Origin of the sequence: Ochrobactrum sp. AP1BH01-1 (assembly GCF_018066705.1) — a bacterium.
Taxonomy (GTDB): domain Bacteria; phylum Pseudomonadota; class Alphaproteobacteria; order Rhizobiales; family Rhizobiaceae; genus Brucella.
Genome location: NZ_JAGPOU010000004.1, coordinates 97,765 through 116,737 on the forward strand (window position 1 = coordinate 97,765; position 18,973 = coordinate 116,737).

Here is an 18,973-nt window from a genome sequence, read left to right on the forward strand (position 1 = left end):
AGCCGGAACTCGGAATTCTGGCTTGCCGTTAACACCGTGTGCCCTATGATTATTCGCGATTACAATGGAGCGGACAGTCATATGCGCAAGGAACTTCCCATCGCCACAGCCCCGAAAGATGGACGCAAGATAACGGTCGTCTGGACTGACGACGACGACCAGCGCAATGAGTCGATTGCCCAGTATCGAACGCTCGCTCAATTGCAGGCCGGTGGTGGCGAATGGGATGAGGCGGATACCGGGTGGTGGACATTCACCGACAGCAAAACCCAGCGCAAGATCGAACCAACCGCGTGGATATCCGAAACGGATGACGACGAGGACGGCGATTCGTGACGGTGCAAGACGGTCAAACAAAATTGACTATTATCGTCATATTTTATCAAATGGTTTGCGTTTAAAGTTTCGGGATGAAACATGAGCCTGCCAAGGAATTGGCAGTGCTATACTCATTGTGCAAGGCTCGCTTCCGAGTCCACGTCAGCCGGAGACCAGAAATGACCGCTACCCGTACCGAAACAGATACTTTTGGACCGATTGATGTTCCTGCAGACCGCTACTGGGGCGCTCAGACTCAACGCTCGCTGCAAAATTTCAAGATCGGTGGAGAGCGGATGCCGCTGCCATTGGTTCATGCGCTGGGTGTCGTCAAACGCGCGGCAGCAGAAACCAATATTGCATTGGGAAAGCTCGATCCGGTTCTCGGTCAGGTGATAGCGGTGGCTGCCTCCGAGGTTATCGAGGGTAAACTCGACGACCATTTCCCGTTGGTCGTCTGGCAGACCGGTTCCGGCACGCAATCTAATATGAATGCCAATGAGGTCATTTCAAATCGAGCTATCGAGCTTCTCGGTGGTGAAATGGGGTCCAAGAAGCCGGTCCACCCCAACGACCACGTGAATATGAGCCAGTCGTCCAATGACAGCTTTCCTACGGCAATCCATATCGCTACCGCGGTTGAGGCGGTCAATCGGCTCTATCCGGCGCTGGAACATCTGACCAAAGCACTCAAGGTCAAGGAAGAAGCGTTCAAGGACATTATCAAGATCGGCCGGACGCATACGCAAGATGCAACCCCTGTCACACTCGGACAAGAATTTTCCGGCTACCGCGCAGCATTGGAATATGCGCGCCATCGCATCGAGCAATCGCTCGCGGACGTCTTTTTGCTCGCCCAAGGCGGGACGGCAGTCGGCACCGGCCTCAACGCCCCAATCGGCTTCGATACAGGTTTTGCGGAAGCTGTAAGTGAAATAACCGGTCTTCCTTTCAAGACAGCACCCAACAAATTCGAAGCTCTTGCCAGCCATGGCGCCATTCTCAACTTCCACGGCAGCTTGAACGCCTTGGCGGCAGATCTTTTCAAGATCGCCAATGACATTCGGTTCCTAGGCTCAGGGCCGCGCTCTGGTCTTGGCGAACTGTCATTGCCGGAAAACGAACCGGGGTCGTCCATCATGCCGGGCAAGGTTAATCCCACGCAGGCCGAAGCCCTGACGATGGTGGCGACACAGGTGTTCGGCAACCAGACGACAATTACGGTGGCTGCAAGCCAGGGGCACTTTGAACTCAATGTGTTCAAGCCGGTAATCGCATATAATGTACTGCAATCGATCCGCATTCTTAGCGACGCCATGGTGTCGTTTGCCGATCATTGCGTGGATGGAATCGAACCGAACGTAAACCGCATCAAGGAACTGCTGGATCACTCACTGATGCTCGTCACGGCGCTAGCTCCGGCTATTGGCTATGACAACGCCGCCAAGATCGCCAAGACCGCTCATAGGAACGGGACGACCTTACGCGAAGAGGCATTGGCGAGCGGATTGGTATCGGAAGAAGACTATGATCGGCTGGTGCATGCAGGGAGAATGATTGCGCCGGAGTGAATTGGTATTCATACTGTAAACAAACTGTCGAGGATTAGACGGCTTTCCTTGACAGTCAGCAATCGTTAATTGATGCCGCAGTTCAACAGGAGATAACCCCGCATGTCCTCTATCACTCCGCAGTCCAACGGCGTTGTAACACTCATCGCCCGTGTCTTTCTTTCGATTCTCTTCATCATCGCCGGTTACGGCAAGCTCACCGCCATTTCCGGCACCGCAGGTTATTTCGCCGGACTTGGCCTTCCGCTCCCGACCGTTACGGCTGTTATCGTCGGTCTGGTTGAATTTGTGGGCGGCCTCGCAATTTTGGTCGGCTTTCAGACCCGCATCGCAGCGGCCATTGTAGGCCTCTTCACGATCGGCGCGACGCTTGTTGCTCATATGGACTTCTCGCAAGGCATGAATGCCATGATGGCGCAGAAGAACCTTGCAATCGCTGGCGGCCTGTTCATCCTCGCCCTGCATGGCGCAGGCGCACTCTCGATTGACGCCAAGCGCGGCTGATCAAGCGTTCGTAGCACCATAGAAAAAGAAAACCGCACCATGAAAACGGTGCGGTTCTGTTATTTCAGATTTTCGCTGCCAAAAACTACCCGTTCAATCCTTTGCGGATGCGGGTCGCCACGTCCATGACGCGTTTATTCTCCCGGCTTCTGCGTGCTGAGACGAGACAGGCTTGCGAACGCAGAATAACGCCGTCTTCCAGAACCTTAAGGCGGTTGGCCCGCAACGTGGAGCCCGTCGATGTAATATCGACGATCATATCGGCAGAGCCCGCCGCCGGAGCGCCTTCAGTCGCACCGAGGCTTTCCACAATGCGATAGACCTGAATCCCGTGCTTCTGGGAAAAGAACTGCTGGGTCAGACGCCAGTACTTGGTGGCAATGCGAAGCCGACGCCCGTGGCGCTGGCGGAAATCCGCCGCCACATCGTCCAGATCGGCCATGCTGGTCACATCGCGCCAGACTTCCGGCACGGCCACGACAACATCCGCGTGACCGAAACCAAGTTCGGCTTCGATAGCCACGCGCTCTTCCGAGTGCGCCAACGTCTCGCGAATGAGGTCTTCGCCCGTCACACCGAGATCAACGCTGCCATATCCCAGCTCGCGGGCAATTTCGGAAGCGGAAAGAAACAGAATATCAAGATCAGGCTCGCCCGCTACGCGTGCACGGTAATTGCGCGAGTCGTCCGGCAAGATCACTTCGTAACCTGCTTTTTCGAGCACAGAGAGCGTCTGCTCCTTCAACCGCCCTTTGGAAGGCAATGCCAGCGTCACACTCATTTTTTCTCTCCCGCCAGCATTTGCAACCGGTCGAGCCAGATGGAAAAGCCCACGCCGGGGATGTTTTCCGAGGCACCAAGCATGGTCAACAGTCGGTCATAGCGACCGCCACCGACAAGAATGCCGTCCTTTTCGACCCCTGCAGCCCGGATTTCGTAAACGAGGCCGGTATAATAATCGAGCGGACGCCCGAAGGAGGCATCATATAGAATATCTTTTGTGGGAATGCCCACATCGGAAATCGCTTCACTGCGTGCTTCAAATTTCTGCAACACCGCAGCAAGATCAAGCGCGTGTTCCGAAGCGAACGCCCGCAGGGTGATGGACGCGGAATCAAGCGAGACGCGCATTTCGAGGAACTGTTTCAGAAGGTCAAGCGCAGACGCCGGGAAGCGCGTGGCCGCCAGATCTTCTTTTTCGATCAACCGCCGCGCGATCTCGGCAGGAGAACGTCCTGCACCAGGCGAAATGCCAGCTTCAAGCATTTCGGTTTCAAGCATGCGCGCAAGCGCAGCTTCGTCGCCTTCTGCGACCAGAACGGCAAGCGTTTCCGGCAACGGATCGCGGCGCTGCGCGCCTGTCAACTCGGCGAGCACCTGTTCCATCGAGCCAGCGTCACCAAAAGAGCGCAAAAGCTTCTTGCGCCATCCTTGCGGCAGACCCAGCGCTTTCAGCATGCCGGCAAAGACCGACTGGTCTCCCAAAACAATCTCAATCGTAGCCTCTGGAGCGACCGCGCGAACACAGGACAGCGCGTCGGCAATGGAGCGGGCATCAGAAGCCGCTTCGTCCGAAGCACCCAGGTCCTCTATGCCAGCCTGAAGAAACTCGGCTGCGCCGTCCCGGCGTTGGCGGAACACTTCGCCCAGATAGGCATAACGTTTGGGCGTTGCAGCGTTGAGCGCGATATGATTGCGGCAAACCGGAATGGTGAATTCCGGCCGCAAGCACAAACTATCGCCGTTCTCGTTCTCGGTCAGAAAAATACGACGACGCAAATCCTCTCCTGCCATATCCAGAAATGGATCGGCTGGCTGGATCAGCGGAATTTCGACGAGTTCGGCTTCACGCGCGTCAAGCGTGGCGCGAAGAGAATTGAGAACACCTGACGAGCGCGACCCAGTCATGGTTTTCGTCACTTCGATTGTTCGGCGCGATCCCGCGCCTGGCTGGCAAGAATTTCACGGACTGCATCGATCAGCCCGTCTTCCTTGACCGTGATCTGCGCCGGGCGACTTTCGCGCCAGGTCACGTTATCCTCGATTTCGGCAGAAAGGCGCTTGCCCTCGACCAGATCCTTGATCTGCACTTCGCCGGCCTCACGCTCCTGCGAGCCCTGAATGATGACGCAGGGAGCCTCGCGACGGTCGGCATATTTCATCTGCGCCTTCATGCCGGAACCGCCGACATACATTTCAGCACGGATGCCGGCCTGACGCAGGTCGGAAACCATTTTCTGATAGCGGCCAAGGCTTTCCGTATCCTTGTCCATGACCAGAACCACCACTGGGCCGACGACATCGGATACATCCAGTTTGCCGAGGTTCTTCAAAGCCGTCATCAGACGCGACACACCAATGGAGAAGCCCGTCGCCGGGACCGGTTCGCCGCGGAAGCGCGACACGAGGCCGTCATAACGACCGCCACCGCCAACCGAGCCGAACACGACCTTCTGGCCGTCTTCGTTGGTGACATCAAACAGAAGCTCGGCTTCGAAAACCGGACCGGTGTAATATTCAAGGCCGCGAACGACAGACGGATCTATCTTCACACGACCGTCGTAGCCACCCGCCGAAAACAGCGCCTGCATGTCGGCGAGTTCGGTCACACCTTCTTCGCCCTTGGCGTTGCCTGCAACGACAGCGCGCAGATTGGCAATCGTATCGGTGCCAGTGGCACCACCGGCAGCGGTGAAAGCCAGTACCTTTTCAATTGCAGCATCGGTGAGTTCAGCCCCCTTGGTGAAGTCGCCACTTTCGTCGAGACGACCCTTGCCGAGCAAAAGGCGCACGCCTTCCGGGCCGAACTTGTCGAGCTTGTCGATGGCACGTAGCACGTTAAGGCGCTTCGCGGCGTTGCCCTCGCCCTCCAGGCCGATAGCATCCAGCACGCCGTCGAGAACCTTGCGGTTGTTGACGCGGATCACGTAATCCCCGCGGCGAATGCCGAGACGCTCCAGCGTGTCGGCCATCATCATGCACATTTCAGCATCCGCAGAGACGTTCGGCGCGCCGACGGTATCGGCATCGAACTGCATGAACTGCCGGAAACGACCCGGTCCCGGCTTTTCATTGCGGAACACCCAACCATTACGATAGCTGCGATAAGGCTTCGGCAGGGACTCGTAGTTTTCGGCAACGAAACGTGCCAGCGGCGCGGTCAGATCGTAGCGCAGCGACAACCATTGTTCATCGTCATCCTGAAACGAGAACACACCTTCATTGGGACGATCCTGATCCGGCAGGAATTTTCCAAGCGCATCCGTATATTCCACAAGCGGCGTTTCCACCGGCTCGAAGCCATAGAGGTCGTAAACTTCGCGGATGGTCGCCATCATCTTTTCAGCGGCGCGCAAATCATCCGGCACCCGATCGACAAACCCGCGCGGCAACCGCGCCTTCATCTTGTCCGCTTTATCGGCCATTTTTCCCGCCTGATCGCTGATTTGTACATATACGCCGGTGAAAACCGGCATCAATTCTGTTGCCGGTTTCCTAACCGATCAAATCCGTTGCGGCAAGTGCAGGAAGCGCGTTCAGCGTGTCGCGATGGCGACTGCCGCGCCTGCCATCATGCCAGCGCTCGTTCTGTTGGCTATCCGCATCATGCGCGGGCTGCGAAGAAACCGCCGGGCCTGTGCCGCCAGCACCACCCACGCCGTGTCGACGGCGGCGAGAACGGCAAACATGACCAGCAACAATTCGGCCCAGCCAACCAATGAAACATAGGTGATATCAATCACCGTCGGCAGGATGGCGAGGTAGAAAACCATGATCTTCGGATTGCCAAGTGTAATCGCCAGCGCACTAAGGAAAAGCTTTCCAGCCTCCCCCTGACGGGGAATGGCATTCTCATCTGCGGCTTCATCTACGGGAGCGATCCACATCTTCCACGAAAGATAGATCAGATAGGCTACGCCCACATATTTTAGGATGAGAAACGCTGTGTGGAACGTGTTTGCCAGCGCCGCCAATCCCCACACGGCCAATGAAAGCCAAATTGCATCACCGAGCCAGAGACCGAACATGAACGGAAAGACGCCCTTGTGACCGCGGTTGATGACACGTGCTACCAGCGCGCCCACATTCGGTCCCGGCGTACCGGCCGCTACGACCAGAATACCGGCAAATGCCATCAACGACACCAGGTCCATGAATGTCTCCGTCTTTAAAGATGGATGTTCTGGCAGAATTGCTGCCGCTTAGCAATCGCTACTCAGCCCGGGTCGTTTGAAAGACTGTCGCAGCTTTTCAATCTTCTCTCGACAGTGGCAACCCTCGATATGGTCGTTCACCAGTCCCATGGCCTGCATGAATGCATAAACCGTCGTTGGCCCGACAAACGACCAGCCGCGTTTCTTCAGATCTTTGGAAATGCGAATAGATGTCTCGGTCTTGGGATTGGCAATCAGAGTTGGATAATCCACGACAAGAGGGCGATCTTTTACATCAGGCTCGAAAGACCAGAAATAAGCTGCTAACGAGCCTTTTTCCGCGACCAGTTCAATTGCCCGCTTGGCATTATTGATCGTCGATTCAATCTTGCCCCGGTGACGGACAATGCCTTTGTCCGCCAGAAGGCGCTCCACGTCTGTCTGACTGTACCGGGCAACACGATGGAAATCGAAACCATCGAAAGCAGCGCGAAAATTCTCCCGTTTTCGCAAGATTGTGAGCCACGACAACCCGGACTGGAAACCTTCAAGACATATTTTTTCGAAAAGCCGGAAATCGCTTGAAACAGGAACGCCCCATTCATTGTCATGATAGGCGAGATAATCGGGTAACTCGCCCGGCCAGAAGCAACGCGTCATTCCATCAGCACCGACGATCAGACCGGTTTTTGCCTCAGCAACATCGTTCATTGTTCCGCCTCTTAAGTTTCACTCATAATTAATTATGTCGCGCAACCTGACACTAACCACAACTTTAATTGGAAGGGACGTCGGGCGAAACACGCGGCCGAAATTTACCTTTACGATTCCATTCCGGCACACAATCCCCGTACGAGCATGAGGGCCGCTCTCCTGACACCTGATGTCAGGAGCTGCAACGGGCAACTGCGCCACCAAGGGTTCGGCGCAAAGAGACGGATCTGGATTATGAAACCGCGTCATCTTCTTTTAATCGGATCGCTTGCGGCGATTGCCGTTTCCATTGTGAGCACCGGCATGGCTTTTGCCAACGACCGCTATGCAACCTTGCCGCCGGTGCGCGTGAGCCCCGATCTTTCTGCCCCATGGGTAGCTCAGTTGCATGGGCAACCTGCCCGTATCAAGGCCGTGCCGCAATCCCTGCAGCCGGCACCGCGGGTTGACACCAGACAGAAGCAGAGAGCCAATTCGAGCTATCGCCCGGCTTCATATCAGCGCCCAATGGCAAACCCTGCCACCACCGTGCGAAAGCATCAGATCGACCCGGCTTATCTGCCGCAGACGGTTTCCTATTCAGGAAAGGAAAAGCCGGGCACGATCGTCATCGATACAGGCAAGCGTTTTCTTTATCTTGTTCAGTCCGACGGCAAAGCCATGCGATATGGGGTCGGTGTCGGCAAGCAGGGGTTCAGCTGGAAAGGTTCCCAACGCATCAGCCGCAAAGCCGAATGGCCCACCTGGACACCACCGAAGGAAATGATTGCCCGCGAGCGCAAGAAGGGGCGTATCCTGCCTGCGCGTATGGAGGGCGGCATCAATAATCCTCTCGGCGCGCGCGCGCTTTATCTGGGCTCCACACTCTATCGTATTCACGGAACCAATCAGCCCTGGACCATCGGCAAGGCGATGTCATCCGGCTGCATCAGGATGCGCAATCAGGACGTGACCGATCTTTATGAGCGCGTCCCCATTGGCGCGAAAGTCGTCGTCCGTTAATCAGGCCTTCTTTCCTGAGCTGCTTACGACCGCCTTTTCTCAAAGGCGGTCGTATTGTTTTCATAAATCTGAAAAGATCAAAATTTCTGCACAGAAAGAACGATCGCAGACCCGTAAACATGATCGAAAGGGCTTTCCCTTTTCTCGCGAACACCCATATGCTGACCATGGCAAAGTCCAGAAAGATATGAAAAGGGCTGCCGCATGGCAGTTTGTGCCGGGGAATGCCCGGCAATGCAGGTCAAATAACATTCCGGCGCCTCAGGGGAATAACCTCGCGCTGAATGTTTCGAGGGAAAGGATAAATCATGACCGTACCGATGGTTAAACTGAACGACGGCAATCACATCCCGCAGCTCGGTTACGGTGTCTGGCAAGTGAGTAATGACGAGGCGGTCGCCGCTGTCAGCGAGGCATTGAAAGCAGGATACCGCCATATCGACACCGCTGCCATTTATGGCAATGAAGAGGGTGTCGGCAAGGCGATCCAAAGTTCTGGCATCGCGCGCGGCGACATTTTCCTCACCACGAAATTATGGAATAGCGAACAAGGCTATGAATCAACGCTGAAAGCGTTCGACACAAGCCTGAAAAAGCTGGGCACGGATTATGTGGATCTCTATCTCATCCATTGGCCGACGCCCTCAAAAGACCTCTTCATGGAAACATGGCGCGCATTTGTGAAGCTGAAAGAGGAAGGCCGTGCCAAATCAATTGGTGTATCCAATTTCCGCACAGCGGACCTTGAGCGCGTTATCAAGGAAAGCGGCGTCACACCGGTTCTCAATCAGATTGAACTGCACCCTCAATTCCAGCAGGACGAGTTGCGGCTTTTCCACAGCAAGCACAATATCGCAACAGAGGCATGGAGCCCGCTCGGGCAGGGTAAGATTCTGGAAGACGCCACGCTGAAGGCCATCGCTGAAAAACATGGCAAATCGGTCGCGCAAGTCATCCTGCGCTGGCACATTGAGACCGGCAACATTGTCATTCCGAAGTCCGTTACGCCTGCCCGCATCGAGGAAAACTTCGATGTTTTCGATTTCCGTCTCAACGGAACCGATCATGATGCGATTACGAAACTGGACAAGGCCGATGGCCGGATAGGCCCGAACCCGAGTACATTCTCGGCTGGCTGAACAAAGATTGAAAAAGCCGGGCAACTGCCCGGCTTTCTTCATGCAGCGATTTGCGACAATCCTTGCGGTTTCGGTCCACCATAGGCCCAGTCGATCAACTCTATCGTATGAACGATGGGCAATTTGCTGCCGGTCGCGATCTGCGTCATGCAGCCGATATTGCCGGTAGCGATCAGATCAGCGCCCGTCGCCTCGATATTCTTCACCTTGCGGTCGCGAAGTTTTGCAGCAATTTCCGGCTGCATGATGTTGTAAGTACCCGCCGAACCGCAACACAGATGGCCTTCCAGCGGCTCTTTCACCTTGAAGCCGGCCTTTGAGAGCAAATCCTTCGGCTCCCGCACGATTTTCTGTCCATGCTGCATCGAGCAGGCCGAATGGTACGCAACTGTCAGCGCCTGCGGGGCATCCGGTTCCGGCAATTCGATGCTGGCGAGATATTCAGTAATGTCCTTGGCAAGCGCCGACACCCTGGCGGCCTTATCCTTATAGGAAGGATCAAGGCGAAGCATGTAACCATAGTCCTTGATGGTCGTTCCACAGCCCGAGGCAGTGACAATAATGGCATCGAGACCGCCAGCTTCGATCTCCCGCGTCCATACATCGACATTGTGCCGTGCCTGGTCAAGCGCCTGTTCCTCGCGGCCCATATGGTGAACCAGCGAGCCACAGCATCCCTCTCCCTTCGGCATTACCACTTCGATGCCAAAGCGGGTCAAAAGGCGCGAGGTCGCAGCATTGATGCCGGGGTTGATCACCGGTTGTGCACAACCGCCGAGGATAGCCACGCGACCGCGCTTTTCGCCGCTGGCGGCGCTGACTGTTTCGACAGACACTGCGGTTGGCAGGTTTTGCGGCGCGAGATCGAGCATCGCAGCCATGGGTTTCAAGGCGTCACTCTTGCGCAAAAGCGGCGCAAACGGCTTGCCGAGCTTCGCCAGTTTCAGCGCGGCGCGAAACCGGCCCGGATAGGGAAGAACCTGGGCCAGAATTCCGCGCAAAATGCGGTTCATGAACGGACGCTTGTATGTCTTCTCAATATGCGCGCGTGCATGATCGACCAGATGCATGTAGTTGACTCCTGATGGACAGGTCGTCATGCAGGAAAGGCAGGAGAGGCATCGGTCGACATGGCGCACGATTTCCTCATCCGCGGGACGGCCATTTTCCAGCATATCCTTGATCAGATAGATGCGCCCACGCGGGCTGTCGAGTTCATTGCCGAGCGTCACATAGGTCGGGCATGTTGCTGTACAGAAGCCGCAATGCACGCACTTGCGCAGGATTTTTTCGGCTTCATTGACACCGGGATCGCGCAGTTGGTCGGGGCTGAAATGGGTCTGCATGGTTTCAAGCTCCAGCCTGACGGGGATGCATACGCCCCGGATTGAGGATATTTTCTGGATCGAATTGATGCTTCAACCGCTGGGAAAGTGCTGCGAGTGCTGGCGGTTGCGGCTCGAACACCTCTACATTCGCTCGAATATGTTCCGGCGCGCGCACCAGCGTCGCATGGCCACCGCCGTATTTGGCAACGAGCTTGCGTAAAGTTTGCGCTTCCGGATCGGCTTCCATCCGCATCCAGATCAACCCGCCCTGCCAATCATAATAGGCATCAACTCCGGCATGACGGCGAAACTCGTCCACCATTTGCCAACCCTGCATCGGTGCCATCGAAACGCGCCAGACAGCTCGATTGTCCCCTGCACTGGCATAAGGCAGGACATCGCGCACCTCACGCCAGAGCTGCTGCGACTGCGCTTCATCAAGCACATCAACCGACCCGCCAAGCAACGCCTGCAATTGCCTGCTGCGATGCTCGACCGAAGGTGCAAAGCCCTCAAGCCGCAACACCGTTGCCGCTTCCCACCCAAACTTGCCGTCCAGAAAGCGATTGGCAACCGTCGGCGGCAGATGCGCTGCGGAAGCGACTTCCTCGCGCGAGCCCATAGCCATGGCCATGACGCGCGCAGCCTGTTCATCGGTCAGCCCGCGCACGGCAAGCGTCGCCGCCGTTTCCGGTTTCGGCAGAACCTTGAACGTCACTTCCGTGGCAACACCCAGCGTGCCCCAGGAATTGGCCATGCCCTTGGACAGGTCATACCCCGTCACGTTCTTGACGACGCGTCCGCCAGATTTGAACAGTTCGCCGCGTCCGGACACAACACGGACGCCGAGCACATGGTCGCGCGCAGCACCCGCTTTAAGACGGCGTGGGCCGGACAGATTGGCGGCGAGCGCTCCACCGATCGTCCCCCGTCCGCCCTCAACCGACAGCAGCGGACCGTAGTCCATCGGCTCGAAATGAAAGCACTGGTTGTTGTCAGCGAGAAGCTTTTCGATCTCGACCATCGGGGTTCCGGCCTTTGCCGAAAGCACCAGTTCGTCCGGCTCGTATAAGGTCACACCAGCAAGCCCAGATACGTCCAGAACATGATCTGCATCGACACGATGGCCAATGCCGCGCTTTGAGCCATGGCCGATGATCTCCAGCGGCGCAGAACGGGCCAGTGCTTCCTGCACAGCGTCCAGAACACCCGCTTCATCATGCGGCTTTAGAATAGTTATATCACTCATAATCCAAACCACAGATCAGAATCGGGGAATATCCGGGAAAGTCAGTTCTCCACGATGCACATGCATGCGGCCGAGCTCGGCGCAGCGGCGCAACTGCGGAAACACCTTGCCGGGATTGAGAAGATGCTTGGCATCGAACGCACATTTAACGCGCATCTGCTGGTCCAGATCGATCTCGTTAAACATTTCCGGCATCAGGTCGCGCTTTTCAATGCCGACCCCATGTTCGCCGGTGAGAACGCCGCCGACTTTCACGCATAACCGCAAAATATCGGCACCGAAATCCTCCGCAGCTTCCAGTTCGCCGGGAATATTCGCATCGTAGAGGATAAGCGGGTGCAGATTGCCATCGCCCGCATGGAACACGTTGGCGACACGCAGTCCGTATTTTTCGGAAAGGTCTCGCATACCCGACAGGACACGCGGTAATTCTTTGCGGGGAATGGTGCCATCCATGCACAGATAATCGGGAGAAATGCGTCCTACTGCCGGGAATGCAGCCTTGCGCCCTGCCCAGAAGGCCAGACGCTGTTCTTCCGACTGAGACAGAATACACGTCGTGGAACCATTTTTGAGCGCAAGCGCTTCGACCCGGCCAATGAGATAATCCACCTCGACTGGCGGCCCATCCAGTTCGACGATCAGTAATGCTTCAACATCGAGCGGATAGCCGACACGAACGAAGTCTTCCGCCGCCTTGATCGCCGGTCTGTCCATCATTTCCATACCGCCGGGAATGATGCCCGCGCCGATGATGTCGGCCACACACTGCCCCGCCTGCTCACTGGACGGAAAGCCCACCATAACTGCCCGCGCCGTTTCCGGCTTTTGCAAGATGCGCACAGTGATCTCCGTCACGACACCGAGCAGCCCCTCCGAACCCGTCATCAGACCGAGAAGATCGTATCCCTCGCTGTCGAGATGCTTGCCGCCAAGCCGGATCACCTCGCCGGTTATCAGCACCATTTCAATGCCGAGTACGTTATTGGCGGTCAGGCCATATTTGAGGCAATGCACGCCACCGGCGTTTTCCGCCACATTGCCCCCGATGGAGCAGGCAATCTGTGAAGATGGATCGGGCGCGTAATAAAAGCCCTCATGTTCGACCGCCTTCGTGATGCCGAGATTGGTCACGCCCGGCTGCACCACCGCGACACGATTGGGATAATCGATTTCGAGAATGCGATTGAAGCGGGACATGCCAAGCAGAACTGCATCCTGCAAGGGCATTGATCCCCCGGATAGCGAAGTACCCGCTCCCCTTGGCACGACACGAACATTATTGTCGTGGCAATAGCGCAGAACGCGCGCAACCTGCTCAACAGTCTCAGGGAGCACAACGACCAGCGGCAGCGAGCGGTGCGCGGTAAGACCGTCGCTTTCGAACACCCGCATCGCATTAACCGCATCAACAACGCCTTCACCCGGCACGATGCCGCGCAAATCCGCCACGATCTGCTCACGCCTTTGCAGAACGGATGCGTCCGGCTCGGGCATTATCAGTCCGCTCATATTCTCCTCCGCCACTTGTGTGGTCAAAGTGCATTCCACACCAGTTTCGTCAAGTGGTAAATCATTTTTACCACTTTGATCTAAGGTTAAACAGTTTTCGCGCTGCGGCATAATTGCTTGCCTAGTTTCATAGCGCTCGGCTAGATGCTTTAAAACCCAAAGCTTTGGCAGGAAGTGGGATAGCAGAACATGATGAGCAGTCTGGCGGATATGGAGATTTTTGCCCGCGTCGTGGCAACGGGCAGCATGTCGGCAGCCGCTCGTGATCTGGGCCTTTCTCCCGCAGTCGTCTCCAAACGCCTTGGACGTTTGGAAGAGCGTCTTGGAACCCGCCTGCTTCAACGTACCACGCGCCAGATTGCACTTACCGAAGCCGGTCAGGGCTATTACGAGCGGGTTCTCGCTATTCTGTCGAACATCGAGGAAGCGGAAGCCTTTGTCGCCCGCCGCTCAGCCGATGCGCGGGGCACCTTGAAAATTTCAGCCCCGACCACTTTTGGCCGAATGCATATTGCGCCCTATCTGGTGCCATTTATGCGCGCCAACGCCGATCTCACCGTTAATATGCAACTGACCGATGAGATGGTAGATATCGTGGGGGATGGATACGATCTGGCCATTCGGATCGCGGAGCTTTCCGATTCAACCCTCGTCGCACGCCGCCTCGCGCCTGTGCGCCGCATCCTCGTCGCCTCACCCGGTTATATCGCGGAACGCGGCACACCGCAGACGATTGAGGACCTGCAGGACCATATTTGTCTGGCGCCGCACAACAACGACCCCTGGCGGCTGGAGGGGCCCAAAGGGCCCATCGTCATACGTCCGGTGGGGCCACTGCAAACCAATTCCAGCGAAATGGTTCGGGAGGCAGTCCTAGCGGGTCTTGGTATCGCGCAACGCTCGACCTGGGATATCGGTCCAGAACTTGCAGCAGGCAAGTTACTGCAAGTGCTGCCTGACTACGCCGCCTCCCGTAGCGTTGCAATTCATGCTGTCTATCCGTCGAAGCAGTTTCTTCCGGCGAAGGTCAGACTGTTCATCGACTATCTCGCCGATCTCTACGGCCCAGTTCCCTACTGGGAGAGCGGCACGTCTCCGCATGAAGTGGCAAAAAAATAGACTGGCTTTCATTCGTCGGTTAATAAGCCCCGCACGCTATATTAGCGAGCACACACGTAAAGCCAACTAAGCTTTTGATTCCAAAAGGCTTAGCTCCCCGCAATCCGCTATTCAAGCGAATCGGATGATTTCCTCCCGTTGTCCTGATTTTCTGGGAAAAATGATGAATACACCTGTACGCTTTATTCTAGCAATCATAGTCGCCGTTATCGTCGGCTGTGGTTTCATGTTCTATGACAAATCCCGTGGCGCCGAATGGGTCGTTTCCCCTCAACAGATCGAGCAGGCCAAAGCCGAAGGCAAGCCCGGCGTGGAAAGCCGCCCCGGCACGGTAACGGTACTTCCGATCCGCAGCGAGACGGCTGACGCGCTTCCATTCAAATGGGCCATGTATGGCCTGGTGGCCGGTCTTTTCGTACTCGTCGCTACGCGCAAGCGCAAAAAGGCCTGATCATTTTCGATCATATACTCGGAAAGCTCGGATGCATCATCAACCGGGCTTTCATTTTCAATATATCCCGTTGCCGGTCGTCGGCCTAAAGGCTACTTTGCCGCCGTTATGAAGAGGGCTTCAGACGGCATGGCCGAAACCATTTTTTCCCGCATACAGGCAAGCCGCACGGCAGACGATGTTGTGCACCAGATCGAAACGCTGATCCTTGAAGGCGTTCTGCGCGGCGGCGACCGGCTTCCTGGCGAGCGTGAGCTGGCGCGCCAGTTCGATATTTCCCGCCCAATATTACGTGATGCACTAAAGAGGCTTGAAACGGCTGAACTCCTGATTTCTCGTCATGGTGGAGGCACCTTCGTTGCGGACGTGATCGGACAGGTGTTCAGCGCCCCCGTCGTGAAGCTCTTTGCCGACCACCGCAAGGCGACGGCAGACTATCTTGAATACCGTCGGGAAATCGAAAGCATTGCCGCGGAATATGCAGCTCTTCGAGCCACACCTGCCGACAAGGCGCTGTTGACCGAAATCATGGAAGCCATGGAAAAGGCTCATGGCGCCAGTGACTTCGATACTGAAGCTCGCCTCGATGTGGAATTGCATAATGCCATTGGCGAAGCCGCTCACAACATCGTTCTCCTGCACACCTTGCGGTCATGCTATCAACTGCTGAAGGATGGTGTTTTTTACAATCGCAGCCTCATCTACAGCTATCCCGGTGTCGCCGACATGTTTTTGTCACAGCATCGCGCCATCTACGATGCGGTCATGGCGAGCAATCCGCAGGCCGCGCGCGATGCGGTCCAGAAACACATTCGTTTCGTGGAACAGGCAACGCATGATCGCGAGCTTCACGAAGAACGTGAACGCGTCTCACGTCTGCGCTACCGACAACGAGCCGGCGTGAAGACAGGCAAAGACATGAAGGAAGATGACGGCGAATGAGCGTGATTTTCAAGGATGCGAAAGCGCCCGACGGGGTCCGCCTCTATGCCATCGGGGATGTGCATGGCCGTCTTGACTTGTTGCAGGACATGCATGGGCTCATCCGTGCAGACCTTGACCACCGCCCCGTCCATGACTGGCGCATCATTCACTTGGGTGACTATATCGACCGTGGCCCGAAATCGAAAGAAGTGCTGGATTTCCTGATTGATGCGTCGCATCGGGATGAGCGCGTGATTTCGCTGCTTGGAAATCACGACGATGGCTTTCTCCACTATCTCGCAACGGGAGACAGTGCTGGAATATTCGCACTGCACGGTGGCGTGGATACTGCTCGTTCCTACAGTGTGGAGGTGGATTTTGCGGAAGGCAATTCAGCTTCCCTAGGGCATGCCGCGCTTGTCAAAGCCGTTCCGCAAGATCATATCGACTTCATCCGGGCTATGCCGCGCTCGGTCGTTTTCGGCGACTTCTTCTTCTGTCACGCTGGCGTCAATCCCGCGGTGTCACTCGACGCGCAGGACCCCGAAGAACTGATCTGGATTCGCACAGCGTTCCTGAAATGGACTGATCCTTTTGAAAAAGTCATCGTCCACGGTCATACGCCGCAAAGCGCTATCGATATTCAGCCCAACAGGGTCAATCTCGACACATATGCATGGAAAAGCGGACAGCTTTCGGCCATCGTCATCGACGGCGCGGAAAAGCGCTTTATTGAAGCGACTGCCGCTTAGTGCGCGCTGGAAATGCCGTAACCGTCGGTCGATATCGTGTTGTTGCCGGCGTCGACGGTGAATATGCCGACCGCCATGAACAAAATCGCGGAAACCATCAAAACGGTAAGAAGAGCGGCATGCTTGGCGGTCATATTCGGAAACTCTTTCGACGGGGCCGGGCAAAGTTCGTTGGGCCAGCCGCCGCATCAGAGCAGGGCAATCAGCCTTGCCCATCCGGTTGCTGCCCAGGGAGACGGCGCTCAGTTACACCTGAAAAAAGTTACCCGCAACTGAACGGTTCCCGCCGGATCACCGCTTTTTTCAAAGAATGCCTGATTGCCCGAACGCTGTGGCAAAGCGGCAACGTACAACTTCGACTTAAGGTTAAGGCGCAGTTACGAAGTCCCTAGATTTGATTTACCCATGCCCTGGCAATGACTGCCCCTGCGGTGTCCGCATCTACTCCAAAAGTCTTTGCAAGCGTCGGGTACTGTACCGCCCACTCTGGAGCGAAGCCAGAGATCAGCCCGCTCAGTTCATCGTTCCATTGGGCCACAAGTTTGGTGTCTGCCTCAAAATGAAACTGCGTACCGTAGACGGCACGCCCGATACGATAGGCCTGATGAGGCGTCATATCGCTCGTTGCCATGTGAATCGCATTCTTCGGGAGCGAAAACGTATCACGGTGCCAATGGAAGATTGGAAAGACATCCCCCGCTGCGGACAAGACCGGATCGCTCTTACCGTCCTCGGTCAGCCGAATTTCCCGCCAGCCGAACTCCATGGGGCGATCCAGAATGTTCTCGCCACCGTACGCGCGAGCTATGAGTTGACTGCCCAGGCAAATACCGAGAACGGCCTTATCCTTGTCGCCAAATCTGCGTATCAGATTGAGCAAATGTGGGAAATAAGGACATTGGACGTCAGCGAGCGCATTCTGCTCGCCCCCGAGAACGATCAGGGCTTCGTGCCCGTTCTCGTCAGCGGGGAGCGCGTCACCGTTATAGGGATGACGCAGGTCAATCGAAAAGCCAGCATCTGCCAGAACGGATTCGATCTGCCCCAATCCGGACCCTTGGTAGTTTTGAACGACCAGCACACTCATGAGAAACCCCACCGACTTTCACTTTCGATAACATGAAAGGGTCCCGGACGACAGCCGGGACCTGATCAGTTCACTACCGAAACGCTGACCGTCCGGCCGGCAACAAGGTGCACGCCATCCGGCACATCCTCAAGTTTCACACGCACCGGCACGCGTTGCGCAAGCCGGACCCAGTTGAACGTTGGCGAAACATTCGCCAGCAAGCTGGATGAATCGCTCCGCTCGCGATCCTCGATTCCTCCGGCAATACCTTCGACCTCCCCCTTGAGCTGAACCTTGCTGCCCATGATATCGATCACGACCGGATCACCGACCTGGATACGTTCAAGCTTGTTTTCCTCGAAGTAACCAGACACGTAGTAGGAATCCGTATCAACAAGGGCAGTCACAGCCGACCCGGCTGAAACGTAGTCACCCGGCTGAAGCGAGAAGTTGGTCACCACACCGTTTACGGGAGCTTTCACCGACGAGCGGTCCAGATTGAGTGCAGCGAGATCACGATCCAGTTGCGCTTGGCGATAAGCAGCCTCTGCCTGCTGGGCCGTCGTTTCAACCTGCTCCAGTTTCTGGCGCGTCACGGTCGTATCATTAAGCTGGCGATAGCGGATCAGATCGCGGTTAGCCATGTCCAGCGCCGCCTTGCTGCTATCGACCTTGGCTTCTGCCGTTTGCAGGGCGAGTTTGTAACGGGCCTGATCAATGCGGAAGATCACATCGCCGCGGTGGACTGCCTCGTTATCATGGACAAGCACTTCGCCTACCAGTCCCGAAACGTCCGGCGCGACACGCACGACATCTGCACGGATCTTGCCGTCACGGGTCCAAGGCGCGTTCATGTAGTAGTCCCATAAATGCCAGCCAAGAAGTCCTGCCATCGTGACCATGATGACTGTTACAAAGACACGGCCTGAATGTGCAAAGAGCTTTTTCATAGCGGTATTCCATTGAGAATGACGGCTGCTGAGCCGAGAATGCAAAAATACATGGCAGCATCGAACAAAGGCCGGTGCCATACGAAACGATAGAAGCGGGCGCGCGCCAGAAGGCGTTGCATAACCGTGTTTGCGAAATACGCTCCGAGCGCCAGCACGCCGAGGGTCGGAATGTAAATTCCGTAAATGTCGAGTTCAGGTTGCATCACAGATCACA

General features: G+C 56.2%; 20 protein-coding genes and 2 pseudogenes. 10 read left to right on the forward strand and 12 right to left on the reverse strand.

What is annotated here, in order from left to right:
• The first annotated feature begins 81 nt into the window (after nt 1-81).
• The 3 genes from J9800_RS15370 (at nt 82) to J9800_RS15380 (ending at nt 2,393) form a co-directional block, all read left to right on the forward strand.
• The gene (locus J9800_RS15370; RefSeq protein WP_112586565.1) at nt 82-336 is read left to right on the forward strand and encodes a hypothetical protein; all 255 of its coding nucleotides are present in this window, start codon (nt 82-84) and stop codon (nt 334-336) included.
• Nucleotides 337-497: 161 nt separating this feature from the next.
• Entirely contained in the window at nt 498-1,889 is a 1,392-nt protein-coding gene (fumC, locus tag J9800_RS15375) for a class II fumarate hydratase (protein WP_114215906.1), read from the forward strand.
• 102 nt (nt 1,890-1,991) lie between these two features.
• Nucleotides 1,992-2,393, forward strand: a complete 402-nt coding sequence (locus J9800_RS15380) for a DoxX family protein (RefSeq protein WP_114215907.1) — start codon at nt 1,992-1,994, stop codon at nt 2,391-2,393.
• Between the two features lie 85 nt (nt 2,394-2,478).
• Here the strand turns inward: J9800_RS15380 and hisG are convergent, their stop codons facing one another.
• The 5 genes from hisG to J9800_RS15405 all read right to left on the reverse strand — a co-directional run bounded on the left by hisG (nt 2,479) and on the right by J9800_RS15405 (nt 7,258).
• Entirely contained in the window at nt 2,479-3,174 is a 696-nt protein-coding gene (hisG, locus tag J9800_RS15385; protein WP_114215908.1) for an ATP phosphoribosyltransferase, read from the reverse strand.
• On the reverse strand, nt 3,171-4,301 hold the full coding sequence (locus J9800_RS15390; protein ID WP_114215909.1) for an ATP phosphoribosyltransferase regulatory subunit: 1,131 nt from the start codon (nt 4,299-4,301) through the stop codon (nt 3,171-3,173). Before J9800_RS15390 ends, hisG begins: the two co-directional genes overlap by 4 nt.
• A gap of 8 nt (nt 4,302-4,309) precedes the next feature.
• Nucleotides 4,310-5,818, reverse strand: a complete 1,509-nt coding sequence (hisS, locus tag J9800_RS15395; protein WP_114216117.1) for a histidine--tRNA ligase — start codon at nt 5,816-5,818, stop codon at nt 4,310-4,312.
• 111 nt (nt 5,819-5,929) lie between these two features.
• Nucleotides 5,930-6,547, reverse strand: a complete 618-nt coding sequence (locus J9800_RS15400; protein ID WP_114215910.1) for a LysE family translocator — start codon at nt 6,545-6,547, stop codon at nt 5,930-5,932.
• A gap of 48 nt (nt 6,548-6,595) precedes the next feature.
• On the reverse strand, nt 6,596-7,258 hold the full coding sequence (locus J9800_RS15405; protein WP_114215911.1) for a DNA-3-methyladenine glycosylase I: 663 nt from the start codon (nt 7,256-7,258) through the stop codon (nt 6,596-6,598).
• A 237-nt stretch (nt 7,259-7,495) separates the two neighbouring features.
• On the opposite strand from J9800_RS15405, the pseudogene J9800_RS22310 reads away from it, so the two are divergent.
• From J9800_RS22310 to J9800_RS15415, 3 genes and pseudogenes are all read left to right on the forward strand, one after another.
• A pseudogene (locus tag J9800_RS22310) lies at nt 7,496-7,648 on the forward strand (L,D-transpeptidase); the annotation flags it as partial.
• 99 nt (nt 7,649-7,747) lie between these two features.
• Nucleotides 7,748-8,263, forward strand: a pseudogene (locus tag J9800_RS15410) (L,D-transpeptidase); the annotation flags it as partial.
• 308 nt (nt 8,264-8,571) lie between these two features.
• Complete coding sequence (locus tag J9800_RS15415) at nt 8,572-9,402, forward strand: aldo/keto reductase (RefSeq protein WP_114215913.1); 831 nt, start codon at nt 8,572-8,574, stop codon at nt 9,400-9,402.
• A gap of 38 nt (nt 9,403-9,440) precedes the next feature.
• Here the strand turns inward: J9800_RS15415 and glcF are convergent, their stop codons facing one another.
• From glcF to J9800_RS15430, 3 genes are read right to left on the reverse strand one after another with little or no spacing between them, the layout of a single operon-like run.
• Nucleotides 9,441-10,748, reverse strand: a complete 1,308-nt coding sequence (glcF, locus tag J9800_RS15420) for a glycolate oxidase subunit GlcF (RefSeq protein ID WP_114215914.1) — start codon at nt 10,746-10,748, stop codon at nt 9,441-9,443.
• Between the two features lie 4 nt (nt 10,749-10,752).
• Complete coding sequence (gene glcE / locus J9800_RS15425) at nt 10,753-11,979, reverse strand: glycolate oxidase subunit GlcE (RefSeq protein WP_114215915.1); 1,227 nt, start codon at nt 11,977-11,979, stop codon at nt 10,753-10,755.
• 15 nt (nt 11,980-11,994) lie between these two features.
• Nucleotides 11,995-13,491 carry an FAD-linked oxidase C-terminal domain-containing protein gene (locus J9800_RS15430; RefSeq protein ID WP_114215916.1) on the reverse strand — a complete coding sequence of 499 codons (1,497 nt, stop codon included), beginning with the start codon at nt 13,489-13,491 and terminating at the stop codon, nt 11,995-11,997.
• Nucleotides 13,492-13,680: 189 nt separating this feature from the next.
• Here J9800_RS15430 and J9800_RS15435 point away from each other — a divergent pair, with 189 nt between their 5' ends.
• From J9800_RS15435 to J9800_RS15450, 4 genes are all read left to right on the forward strand, one after another.
• Nucleotides 13,681-14,610 (forward strand): LysR family transcriptional regulator, encoded by a 930-nt coding sequence (locus J9800_RS15435; protein ID WP_112586141.1) that lies wholly within the window; start codon nt 13,681-13,683, stop codon nt 14,608-14,610.
• Nucleotides 14,611-14,773: 163 nt separating this feature from the next.
• On the forward strand, nt 14,774-15,061 hold the full coding sequence (locus tag J9800_RS15440) for a hypothetical protein (RefSeq protein ID WP_112586143.1): 288 nt from the start codon (nt 14,774-14,776) through the stop codon (nt 15,059-15,061).
• A 129-nt stretch (nt 15,062-15,190) separates the two neighbouring features.
• Complete coding sequence (locus J9800_RS15445; protein ID WP_112586145.1) at nt 15,191-16,003, forward strand: FCD domain-containing protein; 813 nt, start codon at nt 15,191-15,193, stop codon at nt 16,001-16,003.
• The gene (locus J9800_RS15450; RefSeq protein ID WP_114215917.1) at nt 16,000-16,737 is read left to right on the forward strand and encodes a metallophosphoesterase; all 738 of its coding nucleotides are present in this window, start codon (nt 16,000-16,002) and stop codon (nt 16,735-16,737) included. Before J9800_RS15445 ends, J9800_RS15450 begins: the two co-directional genes overlap by 4 nt.
• Here J9800_RS15450 and J9800_RS15455 read toward each other — a convergent pair.
• The 4 genes from J9800_RS15455 to J9800_RS15470 all read right to left on the reverse strand — a co-directional run bounded on the left by J9800_RS15455 (nt 16,734) and on the right by J9800_RS15470 (nt 18,962).
• Nucleotides 16,734-16,871 (reverse strand): hypothetical protein, encoded by a 138-nt coding sequence (locus J9800_RS15455; RefSeq protein WP_205315940.1) that lies wholly within the window; start codon nt 16,869-16,871, stop codon nt 16,734-16,736. The two genes, J9800_RS15450 and J9800_RS15455, sit on opposite strands and share 4 nt — an antisense overlap.
• 254 nt (nt 16,872-17,125) lie before the next feature.
• The gene (locus tag J9800_RS15460) at nt 17,126-17,824 is read right to left on the reverse strand and encodes a type 1 glutamine amidotransferase (RefSeq protein WP_114215918.1); all 699 of its coding nucleotides are present in this window, start codon (nt 17,822-17,824) and stop codon (nt 17,126-17,128) included.
• Nucleotides 17,825-17,889: 65 nt separating this feature from the next.
• Nucleotides 17,890-18,756 (reverse strand): efflux RND transporter periplasmic adaptor subunit, encoded by an 867-nt coding sequence (locus J9800_RS15465; RefSeq protein WP_114215919.1) that lies wholly within the window; start codon nt 18,754-18,756, stop codon nt 17,890-17,892.
• Nucleotides 18,753-18,962, reverse strand: a complete 210-nt coding sequence (locus tag J9800_RS15470) for a DUF1656 domain-containing protein (RefSeq protein ID WP_112586573.1) — start codon at nt 18,960-18,962, stop codon at nt 18,753-18,755. Before J9800_RS15470 ends, J9800_RS15465 begins: the two co-directional genes overlap by 4 nt.
• Nucleotides 18,963-18,973 lie beyond the last annotated feature (11 nt).

Excerpts from the sequence above, each read along its gene's own strand:
- hisG (WP_114215908.1), bottom strand. The coding sequence starts at position 3,174 with ATGAGTGTGACGCTGGCATTGCCTTCCAAAGGGCGGTTGAAGGAGCAG.
- J9800_RS15440 (WP_112586143.1), top strand. The coding sequence starts at position 14,774 with ATGAATACACCTGTACGCTTTATTCTAGCAATCATAGTCGCCGTTATC.
- J9800_RS15380 (WP_114215907.1), top strand. The coding sequence starts at position 1,992 with ATGTCCTCTATCACTCCGCAGTCCAACGGCGTTGTAACACTCATCGCC.
- J9800_RS15470 (WP_112586573.1), bottom strand. The coding sequence starts at position 18,962 with ATGCAACCTGAACTCGACATTTACGGAATTTACATTCCGACCCTCGGC.
- glcE (WP_114215915.1), bottom strand. The coding sequence starts at position 11,979 with ATGAGTGATATAACTATTCTAAAGCCGCATGATGAAGCGGGTGTTCTG.
- J9800_RS15405 (WP_114215911.1), bottom strand. The coding sequence starts at position 7,258 with ATGAACGATGTTGCTGAGGCAAAAACCGGTCTGATCGTCGGTGCTGAT.
- J9800_RS15430 (WP_114215916.1), bottom strand. The coding sequence starts at position 13,491 with ATGAGCGGACTGATAATGCCCGAGCCGGACGCATCCGTTCTGCAAAGG.
- J9800_RS15460 (WP_114215918.1), bottom strand. The coding sequence starts at position 17,824 with ATGAGTGTGCTGGTCGTTCAAAACTACCAAGGGTCCGGATTGGGGCAG.
- hisS (WP_114216117.1), bottom strand. The coding sequence starts at position 5,818 with ATGGCCGATAAAGCGGACAAGATGAAGGCGCGGTTGCCGCGCGGGTTT.
- J9800_RS15390 (WP_114215909.1), bottom strand. The coding sequence starts at position 4,301 with ATGACTGGGTCGCGCTCGTCAGGTGTTCTCAATTCTCTTCGCGCCACG.
- J9800_RS15450 (WP_114215917.1), top strand. The coding sequence starts at position 16,000 with ATGAGCGTGATTTTCAAGGATGCGAAAGCGCCCGACGGGGTCCGCCTC.
- J9800_RS15445 (WP_112586145.1), top strand. The coding sequence starts at position 15,191 with ATGGCCGAAACCATTTTTTCCCGCATACAGGCAAGCCGCACGGCAGAC.
- J9800_RS15415 (WP_114215913.1), top strand. The coding sequence starts at position 8,572 with ATGACCGTACCGATGGTTAAACTGAACGACGGCAATCACATCCCGCAG.
- J9800_RS15435 (WP_112586141.1), top strand. The coding sequence starts at position 13,681 with ATGATGAGCAGTCTGGCGGATATGGAGATTTTTGCCCGCGTCGTGGCA.
- J9800_RS15400 (WP_114215910.1), bottom strand. The coding sequence starts at position 6,547 with ATGGACCTGGTGTCGTTGATGGCATTTGCCGGTATTCTGGTCGTAGCG.
- glcF (WP_114215914.1), bottom strand. The coding sequence starts at position 10,748 with ATGCAGACCCATTTCAGCCCCGACCAACTGCGCGATCCCGGTGTCAAT.
- J9800_RS15370 (WP_112586565.1), top strand. The coding sequence starts at position 82 with ATGCGCAAGGAACTTCCCATCGCCACAGCCCCGAAAGATGGACGCAAG.
- J9800_RS15455 (WP_205315940.1), bottom strand. The coding sequence starts at position 16,871 with ATGACCGCCAAGCATGCCGCTCTTCTTACCGTTTTGATGGTTTCCGCG.
- J9800_RS15465 (WP_114215919.1), bottom strand. The coding sequence starts at position 18,756 with ATGAAAAAGCTCTTTGCACATTCAGGCCGTGTCTTTGTAACAGTCATC.
- fumC (WP_114215906.1), top strand. The coding sequence starts at position 498 with ATGACCGCTACCCGTACCGAAACAGATACTTTTGGACCGATTGATGTT.